Raw genomic sequence first — 14,533 nt, 5'->3', positions numbered from 1 at the left:
GTTGTGTCTGTAATACCTGTAATAGAAAGGATCGTGCGAGGGGTTAGTCGCCCGTGACCTGGTCGGCGATCTCGTCGACGACCTCCGGGTTCCGGAGCGTCGAGGTGTCACCCAGTTCGTCGCCGCTGGCGATGTTCTCGAGCAGGCGGCGCATGATCTTGCCCGAGCGCGTCTTCGGGAGTTCGGGCGTGAAGACGATCTCCTCGGGCCGGGCGATCGGACCGATCGAGTCGAGCACGGCCTCCATGGCCTTCTCCTCGAGTTCGGCGTGGCGGTCCTCGTAGCCGTCCTCGGGGATGGCGTAGACGTAGACGGCTTCGCCCTTGACGTCGTGGTCGCCGCCGACGACGGCGGCTTCGGCGATCCCCTCGACGCCGACGACGGCCGATTCGATCTCCATGGTCCCGAGCCGGTGGCCGGAGACGTTGATCACGTCGTCGACTCGGCCCAGGATGGTGATGTAGTCGTCTTCGTCGATCTTCGCGCCGTCCTCGGGGAAGTAGACCCACTCGTCGGCGTCGGCGTCGGAGTACTCCTCCCAGTACTCCTCGATGAACCGCTCGTCGTTCTGGTAGAGCGTCCGGAGCATGCCGGGCCACGGGTTGTTGACCGTGACGTAGCCGGCCTGTCCGGCGTCGACCTCCTCGCCGTTCGCGTCGACGACCTGCGCGTCGATGCCCGGCAGCGGCGGCCCGGCCGAGCCGGGTTTCATCTCGTTGATCGCGGGTAGCGTCGTGATCATCATCCCGCCGGTCTCGGTCTGCCACCAGGTGTCGACGATCGGACACTCCTCGTTGCCGATGTGCTTGTAGTACCACTTCCAGGCCCGCGGGTTGATCGGCTCCCCGACGGTGCCGAGCAGGCGCAGCGAGGAGAGGTCGTGGTTCTCGGTGTACTCGGAGCCCCACTTCATGAACGCGCGGATCGCCGTCGGCGCGGTGTAGAAGATGTCGACCTCGTTCTTCTCGACGATCTCCCACAGCCGGTCCTTGTCCGGATAGTCCGGCGTGCCCTCGTACATGACCGAGGTCGTCCCCAGCGCGAGCGGACCGTAGACGATGTAGGAGTGGCCCGTGATCCAGCCGATGTCAGCCGAGCACCAGTAGGTGTCGTCGGCCTCGATGTCCAGTACGGCGTGGGAGGTCCAGGCCGTGTAGGCGAGGTAGCCGCCGGTGGTGTGTTTGACGCCCTTGGGCTGACCCGTCGTCCCCGAGGTATACATCAGGAACAGCATGTCCTCGGCGTCGCGGGTTACGGGCTCGACCGACGATCCCTCGTGGTCGGCGACGAGTTCGTCGTAGTCGTGCTGGTTGTCCGCGAGGTCGTGGTCGAGGTCCTCGCCCAGTCGGTCGACGACGACGACGTCGGAGACCTCGTGCTCGACGCCCTCGAGGCCCTCGTTGGTCTTCGAGAGGTGATCGAGCGCGTCACCGCGGCGGTAGTAGCCGTCGCAGGTGACGAGGAACTCGCTGTCGGCCGAGTTCATCCGCGTCGCCAGCGCGTCCGCCGAGAAGCCGGCGAAGACGACGCTGTGCGGTGCGCCGATGCGGGCGCAGGCCAGCATCGCGATCGGCAGCTCCGGAACCATCGGCATGTACAGCGTGACGATGTCGTCTTCCTCGACGCCGAGGTCGCGCAGTGTCGCAGCGAAGTCTTCGACCTCGTCCAGCAACTCGCTGTAGGTGTAGGTTCGCGTCTCGCCGAGTTCCCCTTCCCACTCGATGGCGACGCTGTCGCCGCGGCCCTCCTCGACGTGTCGGTCGAGGCAGTTGTACGACGCGTTCAGCTCGCCGCCGGTGAACCACTCGTAAAAGGGCGCGTTCCCGTCCTCGAGGACGGTATCGTACTCCTCGTCCCACGAGAGGAGATCGGCCGCCCGTTCCCAGCACTCCGGCCAGTTCTCCTCGAACTCCTCGTAGATCCCCGGATCCGAGACGTTCGCCTGCTCGACGAACGAGTCGGAGGGTTCGAACGTCTCCTGTTCCTCGAGTCGCGCCTCGAGGTTGGCATCCTCCTGTGACATGATACACCACACCCAAACACAACTGGCATAGTAAAGCCGCCATCTAGTTGTGCAAAATCGACCCGACACGGGGGATGATAGCTAGGGAATATTGACTGTATTAGGAGCATATAGCCGCTTATATCGACCCGAATCCCCCCGGTCGAACGGTCGCGCGACGAACGAGTGCGAGCCGATCGACCGCCGTTCGCCGTCGGACCCGTCACGTGCAGGCCGTTCATCTAGAGGGTTAGTATCCGATCGATCGACAGGATCTCCGTCAGTCGGTCCCGCGAGACTCGTCGCCCGGATCGTCGAAGAAGGTCCGCAGGAGTTCGTGCTGGCCCTTCCGCAGGTGGTTGTGCAGCGTCGGCGAAGAGATTCCCATCGCGTCGGCGATCTCCTCGGCCGTGCTCTCCCGGGGCCAGTCGTAGTAGCCGCCGAAGTAGGCCGCCCGCAGCGACGCCTCCTGACGGTCGGTCAGCCGGTCCTCGAGGCCCTCGCGGAACTCGCGAGCGGTCCGGACGTTCCGTTCGGTCTCGCGTTTGCCGACCAGCTCGGAGTCGGGGAAGACGGCGCGGAGCCCGTCCAGGATCGTCCGGATATCGGCGTCGACGGCGCATTCGGCCGTGATCGTCGCGGTTCCGCCCACGAACCGCGCCTCGAGGACGGTAGTGCCGTACTCGGTGAGCGTGACGATCGGACACGAGCTATCGACCACGAACTCGACGCGCCACCCCTCCGCGTCGGTCTCGACCAGCCGGTAGTCTTCGATACCGGGATCCTCCGCGGCGAGATCGAAGACGTCGGCCGGCGACGCCCCCTCGAGGCGCAGGTAGTACAGCTGCGTCGTCTCCGAGACGGGGACGAGCGAGTCGAGCTCGAACCGACAGCCCAGCCGCCGCGAGGCGTCGACGAAGAACGAATCGTCGTCGCGACACTCGAGTTCGAGTTCGACGACCCGATCGGACAGCAGGAGATTCCGCCGCCGGATCGCCGCGATGGCGTAGCCGACCTGCTGGCCGATCGTCTCGAGCGAGCGTCGCTCCTCGTCGTCGAACGCGTCGTCGGCGTCGGTCGCGACCGAGAGGGCGCCGTAGACCGTGTCGCCGTACGCGAGCGGGATGCGCGCGAGGGCTCCGATCTCGTCGGTGCCACCGTCGCCCTCCTCCCCTCCGTCGCCGTCGATCGCGAGGGAGACGCCTCGTCCGATCGAGACGGACGGCTCCCCGTCGACGTCGATCGACTCGACCTCGCCGTCACGCCACGCCTCGGGGACCAGTCGGTCGACGGCGTCCGGATCGATCCCGCTGGCGGTGCGCCGGTCCGTCCGCCGGTCCGCGTGGGTCGCCCGCTCGATCCAGGCGTACTCGTAGGCGCCGCCGGCGGTCAGTGCGGCGCAGGTCTTTTCCTCTACCTCCTCGTGATCGGTCGACTCCAGCAACGCACGCGTCACCGCCCGGTGGGATCGAGCGACGTCGTATCGGCGCTCGAGTTCGTCTCTGCGCGCGCGAAGTTCCTCGAGTTCCTCGTGGGCCGGCGAGACGTCGCGGACGAAGACCGCGAAGCCGCGGTGTCGCCCCTGATCGTCCCGCAGCGGCGAAATGACCTCGGTCGCGCGGAACCGCGACCCGTCCTCGGCGACGCGCCACCCTTCGCGTTCGTGCCCCGACTCCTCTAAGGCCGTCGCGAGCACCCGATCGGGGACGCCCTCGTCGACCGCTTCGTCGGTGTAGAACGTCGAGACGTGCGTGCCGACGATTTCGCCGGCTCGGTAGCCGAACATCGCGGCCGCGCTCCGGTTCCAGCGCTCGACGTAGCCGTCCGAGTCGAGACGCAACAGCGCGTACCGGTCGCTCGCAGCGAGCAGCAGCCGGATGACGCTGTCGTCGCCGACGACGGGACCGTCGCGGTCGCGGCCGGTTCCGGACGGCCGTTCCAGGGCGTCGAAGGCGTCGATGATCTCGGTGTCGGTCGGTTCGGGGAGGTACGGCTCGAGGGCCTCGAAGCTCCGCCAGCCGCCGGCGGCCTTGACGGCCCGCGGGTTGACGCCGCGATCGACCAGCGCGCGACGGGCGAAGTACCGGCGGAGATCGCTCGTCGAGACGTCGGACAGGTCCGGGCGGTTGAACAGTTCGGCGGCTCGGTCCGCGACGTCCGAAACGAGCATCTGGAGCCGGCGGGCCGTGACGGGGAGGATCCGATCGTCGGTCGTCAGTCTGTTGCTCCGGGCGTAGCGTCGCAACTCGCGTTCGACGTGAGTCGGCAGGTACGCCGTTCGGCCGTCACCGCCGTCGACGGCCGGCACCCGAACCAGATAGCGGGGCGGCTCGATCCTGACCTGCTCCACGTCGTCGACGGTGAGTTCGGCCAGTTCCCGCGGCCGGAGACCGACGTCGGCACAGAGGCGCACGACCAGCGCCTCGCGATACGTCTCGGCGGCATCGAGGAGAATCTCGTACTCGTCGCGCTCGAGCGCCGCCGCGTCCACCCCCTCGAGACTCATGCTTCGCGCATTCCAGCGGCGCGAATATAATTGTATCGGCGCGAACCGGCGGTAGACCGGTGGTATCGCGAATACGGCGTGCGCGTCGTCGCTACGGAGCGTTTCGCATTACTTGAGACCACGAAATCAGGTGCGCCGCGGTCACTCGCCGTCGATCTCCGCCTGGATCTCGCCGACGATCTCGGGATTCCGAAGCGCGCTCGTGTCTCCGAGTTCCTCGCCGTTCGCGACGTCCTCGAGCAGGCGGCGCATGATCTTACCCGAACGCGTCTTGGGAAGTTCGGGCGTGAAGACGACCGCCTCGGGCCGAGCGATCGGTCCGATCGCCGCCTCGATGTTGTCGACGATCGCCTCGCGGACGGCGGTCTCGTCGTCGTAGCCGCCCTCGGTGCTGACGTAGGCGTAGACGTCGGTGCCGTTCGTCTCGCTCGAGCGGCCGACGACGGCGGCCTCGGCGACGCCGGCGACGTCGGTGATCGCCGACTCGATCTCCATCGTGCTCAGCCGGCGGCCGGAGACGTTGATCACGTCGTCGACCCGGCCGAGGACCGTCACGTAGCCGTCCTCGTCGATTCTGGCGGCGTCGCCGCTGAAGTAGTGCCACTCGTCGGCCTCCGGGTCGGAGAACCGCTCCCAGTACTCCGCGCGGAAGCGGTCGTCGCCGTCGTACAGCGTCCGGGCCATTCCCGGCCACGGGCGGGCGATCGTGAGATAGCCCGTGTCGCCCGGATCGACCGGCTCGCCGGCGCCGTCGACGACCCGGACGTCGATCCCCGGGAGCCCCGGCCCGGCCGCGCCGGGTTTCATGTCGTCGATCGCGGGCAGCGTCGAGATCGTCACGGCGCCGGTCTCGGTCTGCCACCAGGTGTCGACGACCGGGCACTCCTCGTTGCCGATGTGCTCGTAGTACCAGTTCCACGGGCGCGGGCTGATCGGTTCGCCGACGCTGCCGAGCAGGCGCAGCGACGACAGATCGTGTTCCGCGGGGTACTCCTCGCCCCACTTCATGAACGCCCGGATCGCCGTCGGCGCGGTGTAGAAGACGTCGACGGCGTTGCGGTCGACGATCTCCCAGAGCCGGTCTCGGTCGGGGTAGTCGGGCGTCCCCTCGTACATGACCGAGGTCGTCCCCAGCGCGAGCGGGCCGTAGACGATGTAGGAGTGGCCGGTGATCCAGCCGATGTCTGCGGCACACCAGTAGGTGTCCTCGGGTTTGACGTCCAAGACGGCGTGGCTCGTCCACGCGACGTGGGCGAGATAGCCGCCCGTGGAGTGGACGACGCCCTTCGGCTCGCCGGTCGTCCCCGAGGTGTACATCAGGAACAGCATGTCCTCGGCGTCCCGCGAGACCGGCTCGACGGTCTCGCCGGCGAACTCCGCGCGGAGGTCGTGGTAGTCGTACTCCTCGTCGCCGAGGACGTGGGGGAGGTCCTCGCCCAGCCGGTCGACGACGACCGTCCGCACGTCCTGCTCGAGTTTGAGCTGGGCGTTGTCGGCCTTGCTCTTCTGGTTGAAGGCGTCCCCGCGGCGGTAGTAGCCGTCGCAGGTCAGCAGGTACTCGCTGTCGGCGGCGTCCATCCGGGCGACGAGCGCGTCGGCCGACAGCCCGGCGAAGACGACGCTGTGGGGCGCGCCGATGCGGGCGCAGGCCAGCATTGCGATCGGCAGCTCCGGGATCATCGGGAGGTAGATCGTCACCACGTCGTCCTCCTCGACGCCCAGATCGCGCAGCGCCGCGGCGAACTCGTTGACCTCGACGTACAGATCGCGATAGGTGTAGGTCCGCCGCTCGCCCTGCTTGCCCTCCCAGCGGATCGCGGCGTGGTTCTTCCGTCCCGCCTCGAGGTGCCGATCGAGGCAGTTGTACGACGCGTTCAGCCGGCCGCCGGCGAACCACTCGTAGAACGGCGCGTTCCCGTCCTCGAGGACGGTATCGTAGCTCTCGTCCCACGAGAGCAACTCGGCGGCCCGCTCCCAGCAGTCCGGCCACTCCGTCTCGAACTCCTCGTAGATCCCCGGCTCCGAAACGTTCGCCTGCTCGACGAACGACGACGGAGGACTTCGGGGCGACCCGGTGAGGACGGGATGCTCCCGTCTCCACCCGTTCCGATCGACCATTCTCGTTCGAACCGACGGCAGACAGTGGAATAAGCGTTGGCCTCCGAACTTTTCTTAACGGGGTCCTCCCTCGCTCGCTCCGCTCGCTCGGTCGAACCCCGTGAAAAAACTTCGATGAAAAAAGGCCGCCGTCGCGGGGCTTCGCCCCGCTCCGGCGGAGAACCGCTCGCTCCGCTCGCGGATAGTCGACTCGTACCTACTGCAGTTCATCCGTGGCAAAGAGATGTGTTCGGTCACCGGAACTGGAGGAACTGCCGATCGTCGCCCCGCTCGCCGACGGCCGGATAGATCACCACGAAGTTCCCCTCGGTCAGTTCGGCGACGGTCGTCGGCAGCGTCTGCAGCGTCGCGTCCCAGCCCATCGTCCCCCGGCGGGCGCTCACCGGAACGATCAGCGACGTCTCGTCGACGTCCTCGCGGAGTCTGTCCTCGAGGGCATCCCAGCTTTCGACTCGTTCGAACGACGCCGACACGTCGGGTTCGATCAGATCGAATACGCGCTCGAACTTCCCGGGAGTACCGCCGACGACGAGGCCGCGAACCGGCGCGCCGACCTGCTCCGCGAGGTGTTCGACCGTGTGGACCGCCTCGGAGAACCCGTCGTTGTGTTCGATCCCCGGCGGGAGGACGACCACGACCTCGTCAGTGGTGTTCAGCGGCTGTCGCACGTGCGAGACCAGCACGAGTTGTTTCGTCCGGAGCAACACCTGATCGATCACGTGGCCGAAGACGCGCTGGATGCGCGGCGCGCCGTCCCAGCCGATGACCAGCGTCGTGATCCGGTTCTCGAGCGTCGCTCGAACGATTCCCGAGGCCACGTTGGCGTCGACGCGCGTCTGCGGCTCGAGGGGCACCTCGGCGCCGGCCGCGTAGGCCTCTGTCGCCTCGAGGACCGACTCGAGTTCCGCGACGTCGGCCTCGGCGTCGGTTCCCGGCCGGGCGACGCTCAGGGAGTACAGCGGCTGGTTCTCGTCGGGTTCGCGCACCAGCAGCGCGAGATCGAGCAGGCGTTCGCTGTACCGGGAGTCGCGCGAAAAGGGGACCATGATCCGCTGCGGGGCGGCCCGCGGATCGTACGCGGTGCGTTCGGACGCGCGGGCGATGCTCCGTCCGTACCGGTCGACGATTGCGGGACTGATCACGCTGACGACGAGGATCATCAGCACCACGGCGTTGAGCATCGCCTCGCCGAACAGTCCCGCCTCGTAGCCGATGAGCACGATGGCCAGCGCCGCGGCCGCCTGGCCCAGCGAGAGTCCGAACATCGCCATCGTCTCGTCGGTCGAGTAGCCGTACAGCCGCGCGGTCAGCCACGCCGCGGCGTACTTCGTCGGGAACAGGAGGCCGACGAACGCGACGGCGAGCACCAGCGTCTCGAGGCCCTCGGTCAGAACCCACACGTCGACGAGCATCCCCACGGAGAGCAGGAAGAAGGGGATGAAGAGGGCGTTGCCGACGAACTCGATGCGGTTCATCAGGGGGCCGCTCTCGGGGATCAGCCGGTTGAGGACCAGCCCCGCGAGAAACGCGCCGATGATGTGTTCCACGCCGGCGAGTTCGGCGAGGAAGGCGCAGCCGAAGAGGACGGCCATCACGAACAGGAACTCGAAGTAGCTCTCCTGGTCGACGGTTCGGAAGAACCACTCGCCCAGCCGGGGGACGAGCACCCAGACGCCGACGAAGAAGAGCGCGAGCTTCCCCGTCAGCGAGAGCCAGAAGGTCGGGCCCAGCTCGCCCGCCTCGCCGGCCATGACGACCGCGAGGACGAGCAACGCGAGGGTGTCGGTGACGATCGTCCCGCCGATCGTCGCCGTGACGCTCTCCGTCTTCGCGATTCCCAGTCGACTGACGATCGGGTACGCCAGCAGCGTGTGCGAGGCGAAAATCGCGGCGAACAGCGCCGCAGCGCCGACGGAGAGCCCGAGGGCGTAGTAGCCGACGACGGTCCCGACCGCTTGCGGGATCGCGAAGGAAAGGAGGCCGAAGACGGCGCTCCGGTCCTTGTACGCGATGAACTGGGCGAGGTTGATCTCGAGGCCCGCGACGAACATCAGGTAGACGATTCCGACCTCGCCCAGCAGCACGATCGTCTCCCCGCGCTCGAGGATCCCGAGGCCGTTGGGACCGATCGCCGCGCCGACGACGATGACGCCGATGATCCCGGGGAGCCGGTAGCGGTCGAGCACCAGCGGCGCGACCAGGAAGACGGTCATCGCCAGCCCGAAGATGAGAATCGGATCCTCGACGGGGATCGACGCCGCCAGCATTACGACCCTCTCCGCGGCCGATCTCGCCGTCGTCCCTCGACTTCCGTCGATTCCGGCTTCCGTCCGAACACGCGTCTACTCGAGACGGCCTCGGTCGACTACAAACTGGCTCCGATTTTCGCGCCGCGAACTCGAGTGCCCAACGGCGAGACCGACTGACGCCGCCGCGATAGCGGGCGCGAGATCACTCGACGGTCGAATCGATGTCCGTGATGTCCTCGGGATCGACGCCCTCGCCGGGCTCGCGGACGACGTAGACGTCGTAGCGCTGGTCGTTGGCGACCGGGCTGCCGACGCTCGACTGCGGGGCGATCACCGAGCCGGCGTTTTCGGACCCGATGAAGACCACCGACGCGCCGATCTCGCCGGCGACCCGTCGGATCGCGCGGACGACGTTGTTCGTCGCCGTCGCGGTCGGTTCGTCGGAACTGACGCGCTCGGTCTGGAACGTCGCTTCCGGGGCGACCTCCATCGCCCGCGTCTCGATGCCCGCCTCGATGGCCTCCGGGTCGAACGGCTCCCCCGCGGCGATCCAGCCGCGGTCTCGAGCGTAGTCGGCGTCGTCGGGGATCACCGTCAGGACGACGACCTCCTCGTCTAACAGGTCGCCGAACGTCGCGGCCTTCTCGAGCGCTTTTCTCGCCAGTTTCGACCCGTCGAAGGGCACGAGTAGCGTCATACGGCTATGTCACACGACAGCCGAAGTAAATGTTCGGCCTCCACCGCACGGCGAGGCGGTCGGCAGCGTCACGCGCGTTACTCATCAGTTTCCGGTTCCACTTGGGCGCCGATCGTCGCGACGACGTTTCGGACGTACCGCATGCTCGTCGCGATCGACATGATGCCGTCCATCAGGGCCTGCTGGCTGGCTTCGTCGGGGTAGACGCGGTACTCGACCTGAACGGTTTCCGCCTCCCGGAGCTGACAGGCCGCGCCGCCGGGGTCGAGGAAGGTGTAGAACCCCGGCGTCGCCGCCAGCATCGGCCCGACGTACTGGAGGAGTTCGCTTCGGCGCTGATCGTCGCGGAGCAGTTCCTTCGTTCGCTCCGTGTCGAACCCGCTTCGACCGACGATCCGGACGGGACCGAACTCCTCCTCCTTGATGACGTGGACGGGCAACCGCGAGAGTTCGACCTGCAGGTTGAACGCGGTGTCCTCGTCGGAGTGGGCCGTCACGCCCCGAATCGCCGTTTCGTCCAACCAGTGGCGGACCTGGGTCTCGCTAACGTGTCTCGTCATACGAGAGCGACGGCTGCAGTCGGGATAAGCCTTCAGCGGTCTCCTGCCGGGGTTTCGTGGTGGTCCGTGCGCGTCAGTGCGAGCGGACGGATCGCTCAGCGGCGTTTGGGCATCGTCGAGTGACGCGTCGTCTTCATATCCGCGCGCTTGGACGGCGGCGGCGCCATCGTCGAGTGCCGGGTTCCGTCGCCGCCGCCCCCGTCGCTCGAGCCGAGCCCGGAACCGAACAACCCGTCGTCTTCCTCGTCCGCCGCGTCGGCGTCGTCCTCACCGTCGCCTTCGTCGCCGACGGAACTGGCGCTTCGCTCCTGCAGTCGCTCGTGAAGCCCCTCGAGGTCGTCGCCGACGTCCGTCAGCGAGGACTCGACCGCCGACCGGAGCTGGTCGCCGATGTCGGAGCCGCCGTCGTCCTCGTCGTCGACCTCTTCTTCGTCGCTCTCGAGGAGTCCGCTGGCTTCGCCGACCGTTTCGGCGGCGGCCTCGACCGTCTCTCGCGCGCCGCCTTCGCTGTCGGCGTCGTCCTCGTCGGATCCGGCGTCGCCGGCCGACGCCTCGGCGCCGATATCGCCGCCGCGCTCGTCTCCCGAGCCGAGTACGGTCTCGAGCAGTCCGTCGTCTTCGGCCTCGTCATCCGCTGCCTGATCGCCCTCGCTGTCGGCCTCCGCGTCCGACTCGCCCTCGTCGCCGGCGTCCGATTCGGCCGTCGCTTCCTCGCCGTCGCCGATCGACGACCGGAGCGCGTCGACGGCGCCCTCGAGCGCTCCCTCGTCGTCGTCATCGGCCAGATTCGAGAGGTGCAACAGCCGCTGGAGGTCCGCGACCTGCTCCGGATCGCCCCGCGCGATGGCCGCCGGAATCGAGTCCGGCTCGCTGCCGTCGGGCAGCGTGTCCAGCCCGACCGCCGCGAGCAGTTCGTCCGGCTCCGCGGACTCGAGGAGGTCGTTGGCCTCCGCGGCGGTCTCGAGGAGGTTCCCGCTCGCGCCGTCGGCGTCGCCGGCCTCGTCGCCGAGCAGCGACCCGCTCGAGGTCTCGGCCGCGTTCAGTATCTCGGTCACCCGATCGTGGAGGTCCTGGCTATCCTGACTCATGGTTCCCTCACCGTCCGCGCGACCGCAGTTCGCAGTTCGCCGTCCGCCGCCCGCTTCCGTCCGGAGTCTCGAGGACGGACGGCGATTATTCGGCTTCGGCTTCCGGTTCGTCGTCGGCCCCGTCTTCGTCTTCGCCCTCGTCGGTCACCGCCGCGATGATCTGCTCGGTCATCTCGTCGCGACTGAGGTTCGCCTTCACGCCGACGTCCTTGGCGACCGACTGCAGGTCGTCGTAGGACATGATGCCGAGGAAGTCCTCCAGCGTACCCCGGCGCAGATCCTCGATGTCCTCGACCGACGGCTCGGAGTCGTCGCTCGCTTCGGCCTCGGATTCGTCCGCCGTCTCCTCGGTCTCCTCTTCGGAGTCCGCTTCCGCTTCGGATTCGTCCTCGGCCTCCGCCGCTTCGTCGCTTTCAGCTTCCGGCTCGCCGTCGCCTTCCGTCTCCGCTTCCTCGTCCTCTTCCGACTCGGCCTCGTCCTCCGGTTCCTCCTCGGCGTCTTCGTCCGCCGACTCGGCTTCGTCTTCTCCCTCTTCCTCGTCGCCTTCTTCCGACTCGGCTTCGCCCTCCGACTCTTCGCTCTCGCCCTCGAGAACGTCACCGAGGCCGCTTTCCTCGCCGATGCTCTCGACGACCGACTCGATGGTCTCCTGCGTGCCGCCCTCGCTGTCGGCTTCCTCGCCCTCGTCGCTCTCGGCCTCGCTTTCGTCAGCATCGCTCTCGAGTAAGCCCTCGAGACCGCTGCCTTCGGAGACGCCCTGCGCCAGCGACTGGACCGACTCCTTCGCGTCGTTTTCTTCGACCGTCTCCCGGAGGGAATCACGGATCGCGGCCGTGAGGGAGGACTGCATTTCCTTCCGGTCCTTTCCCTCCTCGAGGCCTTCGGCGATCGACTCGTGGATTCCGCGGCCGATCGCCCCGCCGAGTTCGCGCCCGACCTGCTCGCCGAACTCGCGGCCGACCGCCGCGCCGACCTCGCCGCCGTCGATGCTGTCCTCGATGCTGCCGTCGCCGAGCACGTCGGCCACGTCGAGCTGGTCGCTCACTTCCTGGGCGACCAGCTTCCGCAGTCCGCTCTCAGCCATGGCGCTCACCTCGAGACGGGTGCGGCGAACGGCCGCCGAGTGCTTGATTCGGTCTCATGGTTAGTCCTCCTCGGCTTCGACGGCGTCCTCTTCCTCGGCCTCGGAGTCGGAGCCGGACTCCTCGCCGTCGTCGGCCTGGTTGTCGTCGGTCTCCTCGTCGTCGGCTTCGGACTCGTCGTCCGTCGATTCCGCCGATTCTTCGTCGTCCGCCGACTCGGATTCGCTCTCTTCTCCCGCCGATTCGTCCGCTTCCTCCTCGAGATCTTCTTCTTCCTCTTCAGCCTCTTCGTCTTCGGCTTCCTCATCCTCAGCTTCCTCTTCTTCGGCTCCTTCGTCTTCGGCTCCTTCGTCCTCGGCTTCCTCCTCCGCTTCCTCTTCGGCCTCAGCTTCTTCCTCTTCTTCAGCCTCAGTTTCTTCTTCCTCGGCTTCCTCCTCGGCCGCCTCTTTACCGCCGAGTAGTTCTTCGACGACCATATCGCCGATCGTCCGGCCGATGGACTCGCCGATCTTCCGGCCGATAAGCGCGCCGATCTGGGCGCCCAGCGCCTCTCCGAGTGGCTGATCCTCGTCGATCTCGTCTTCCCACTGGGTCCCCTCGATCAGCTCGTTGACGTCGATGTTCTCGGTGATCTTCCCGTAGTCGATTCGCTGTGCCATTGACGTAGACTCGGACTCGGATTCAGATTCGGATTCTCCACTCATCGTTAGGCTGCCTCCGCTGTGGCGTCGGATTGGTCACCGGACCCCGCTTCCTCCTCGTCGGGTTCGAGCTGCTCAATTAACTGCTCGAGCACCTGACTGACGACCGTCGCGACGAATTCCTCGACCGGCAAGTTCGGGGCGAGCCCGGCGATCCCCTCTTTGGCCCGGTCGCCGACGGCGGAGATCGGTCCCGGCGATTCGGTCGATTCCTCCTCGTCCGCTTCCTCCGCCTCTTCGTCTTCCTGTTCGTCCGCTTCGTCCGGCGCCTCCTCGTCTTCTCCCACCTCCGCTTCGTCGGGAGTCTCTTCCTCCGCGTCCGCTTCGTCAGGCGCTTCTTCGTCTGCGGCTTCTGCTGCTTCCTCCTCGGCCGGCGCTTCCGCTTCGCCGCCGAAGAGTCCGCGGAGCCACTGGACCGGCTTGCCGAGAATGCCCGTCACCCAGCTGGCGAGCGAGGAGAGCCGACCGCCGGATTCCGCTTCTTCCTCGCCTTCTGCCTCCTCACCCTCGGCGTCTTCGCCGCCGATTCCGAGCAGTCCCAGCAGCTTGTCGAACAGTTCCTTCGGCTTGCTCAGCAGTCCGCTGAGCAGCTCTTTCGGCTTCTCCAGAAGGCCGCTGAGCACGTCTTTCGCCTTCCCCGGGAGTTTCTTCAGCAGCTCCACCGGCTTGCTCAGGAGGTCCTTCGCCTTGTCCAGCATGGCGCCGGGACCGTCCAGCAGCCCCGTCACTGCGGACAACAGGTTCCCGAGCAGGTTGTTTTCGCCCGGGCGGGCCGACACGTCGAGTTGGACCGGGTTCAGGTTGACCTCGAGCCCGAGCAGATCGAGGAAGAGGCCGTCGAGGTCGAGGTGGAGGACGCCGGAGGCGTCGTCGCCCTCGTAGACCTTTTCGGCGTCCTCGGCGTGGCCTTCTTCGCGATTGTCCTCGACGAGTTCTCCGGTATCGTCTCCGACGTCCTGCTCCTCTTCTTCGGCTTCTTCGTCCTCCGCTTCCTCGTCTTCCGCTTCCTCTTCTTCAGCTTCCTCCTCTTCGGCTTCTTCGTCCTCCGCTTCCTCGTCTTCCGCTTCCTCTTCTTCAGCTTCCTCCTCTTCGGCTTCTTCGTCCTCCGCTTCCTCGTCTTCCGCTTCCTCGTCTTCTGCTTCCTCCTCTTCGGCTTCTTCGTCTTCCGCTTCCTCGTCTTCCGCTTCCTCCTCTTCGGCTTCCTCGTCCTCCGCTTCTTCCGATGCCCCTTCAGCATCAGCTGTCGATTCCTCGTCGTCACCCTCCTCGGCCATCTCTGCCTGACCGCCGTCGGTCAGAACCCTTCGGCCCGCTCGCTCCGCGTGCTCACCGTCGTGACGATGGCTCGAGCGATCCCCGACTGTCACGGGATCCGAACACTCCTCGGAACCATCATCTCCTAGACCCGTTGTCATTATATGCAAAACCCATGCGAGTGGGCGTTGTGGTAATTTCCCTTGCGTATGCGACTGATGGCTGGATCGACCGCTCGAGGCAGATTGCAGTCGAGAAAACGGGTGAACGAGCGAC

The 14,533-nt window shown here is 66.9% G+C and carries 10 protein-coding genes; all 10 read right to left on the bottom strand.

From position 1 onward, the window contains the following. Nucleotides 1-43 precede the first annotated feature (43 nt). Nucleotides 44-2,023, bottom strand: coding sequence for an acetate--CoA ligase (gene acs / locus HTZ84_RS12255; protein ID WP_174680940.1), 1,980 nt, complete (start codon nt 2,021-2,023; stop codon nt 44-46). Nucleotides 2,024-2,282: 259 nt separating this feature from the next. Continuing rightward, nucleotides 2,283-4,508 (bottom strand): bacterio-opsin activator domain-containing protein, encoded by a 2,226-nt coding sequence (locus HTZ84_RS12250; RefSeq protein ID WP_174680939.1) that lies wholly within the window; start codon nt 4,506-4,508, stop codon nt 2,283-2,285. A gap of 141 nt (nt 4,509-4,649) precedes the next feature. After that, nucleotides 4,650-6,626: an acetate--CoA ligase gene (acs, locus tag HTZ84_RS12245; protein ID WP_174680938.1), complete on the bottom strand. Its 1,977-nt coding sequence runs from the start codon at nt 6,624-6,626 to the stop codon at nt 4,650-4,652. Between the two features lie 233 nt (nt 6,627-6,859). Further along, nucleotides 6,860-8,893 (bottom strand): cation:proton antiporter, encoded by a 2,034-nt coding sequence (locus HTZ84_RS12240; RefSeq protein WP_174680937.1) that lies wholly within the window; start codon nt 8,891-8,893, stop codon nt 6,860-6,862. A gap of 184 nt (nt 8,894-9,077) precedes the next feature. Beyond that, the gene (locus HTZ84_RS12235; RefSeq protein WP_174680936.1) at nt 9,078-9,572 is read right to left on the bottom strand and encodes a universal stress protein; all 495 of its coding nucleotides are present in this window, start codon (nt 9,570-9,572) and stop codon (nt 9,078-9,080) included. Nucleotides 9,573-9,649: 77 nt separating this feature from the next. Further along, on the bottom strand, nt 9,650-10,132 hold the full coding sequence (locus HTZ84_RS12230; protein WP_174680935.1) for a hypothetical protein: 483 nt from the start codon (nt 10,130-10,132) through the stop codon (nt 9,650-9,652). Between the two features lie 95 nt (nt 10,133-10,227). Then, a complete protein-coding gene (locus HTZ84_RS12225) occupies nt 10,228-11,220 on the bottom strand; it encodes a hypothetical protein (RefSeq protein ID WP_174680934.1) in 993 nt (330 codons plus the stop codon). An 85-nt stretch (nt 11,221-11,305) separates the two neighbouring features. After that, entirely contained in the window at nt 11,306-12,304 is a 999-nt protein-coding gene (locus HTZ84_RS12220; protein ID WP_174680933.1) for a hypothetical protein, read from the bottom strand. 60 nt (nt 12,305-12,364) lie between these two features. Next, nucleotides 12,365-12,961 (bottom strand): hypothetical protein, encoded by a 597-nt coding sequence (locus tag HTZ84_RS12215; RefSeq protein WP_254611748.1) that lies wholly within the window; start codon nt 12,959-12,961, stop codon nt 12,365-12,367. Nucleotides 12,962-13,008: 47 nt separating this feature from the next. After that, nucleotides 13,009-14,418: a DNA primase gene (locus HTZ84_RS12210; RefSeq protein WP_174680931.1), complete on the bottom strand. Its 1,410-nt coding sequence runs from the start codon at nt 14,416-14,418 to the stop codon at nt 13,009-13,011. Nucleotides 14,419-14,533: the final 115 nt, after the last annotated feature.

The organism is Haloterrigena gelatinilytica, from assembly GCF_013342145.1.
GTDB lineage: Archaea > Halobacteriota > Halobacteria > Halobacteriales > Natrialbaceae > Haloterrigena > Haloterrigena gelatinilytica.
This window is presented reverse-complemented; position numbering and strand designations above follow the sequence as displayed.

Bases quoted from the DNA above. Each gene is read 5' to 3' on its own strand.
- acs (WP_174680940.1), bottom strand. From the start codon at position 2,023: ATGTCACAGGAGGATGCCAACCTCGAGGCGCGACTCGAGGAACAGGAG.
- HTZ84_RS12250 (WP_174680939.1), bottom strand. From the start codon at position 4,508: ATGAGTCTCGAGGGGGTGGACGCGGCGGCGCTCGAGCGCGACGAGTAC.
- acs (WP_174680938.1), bottom strand. From the start codon at position 6,626: ATGGTCGATCGGAACGGGTGGAGACGGGAGCATCCCGTCCTCACCGGG.
- HTZ84_RS12240 (WP_174680937.1), bottom strand. From the start codon at position 8,893: ATGCTGGCGGCGTCGATCCCCGTCGAGGATCCGATTCTCATCTTCGGG.
- HTZ84_RS12235 (WP_174680936.1), bottom strand. From the start codon at position 9,572: ATGACGCTACTCGTGCCCTTCGACGGGTCGAAACTGGCGAGAAAAGCG.
- HTZ84_RS12230 (WP_174680935.1), bottom strand. From the start codon at position 10,132: ATGACGAGACACGTTAGCGAGACCCAGGTCCGCCACTGGTTGGACGAA.
- HTZ84_RS12225 (WP_174680934.1), bottom strand. From the start codon at position 11,220: ATGAGTCAGGATAGCCAGGACCTCCACGATCGGGTGACCGAGATACTG.
- HTZ84_RS12220 (WP_174680933.1), bottom strand. From the start codon at position 12,304: ATGGCTGAGAGCGGACTGCGGAAGCTGGTCGCCCAGGAAGTGAGCGAC.
- HTZ84_RS12215 (WP_254611748.1), bottom strand. From the start codon at position 12,961: ATGGCACAGCGAATCGACTACGGGAAGATCACCGAGAACATCGACGTC.
- HTZ84_RS12210 (WP_174680931.1), bottom strand. From the start codon at position 14,418: ATGACAACGGGTCTAGGAGATGATGGTTCCGAGGAGTGTTCGGATCCC.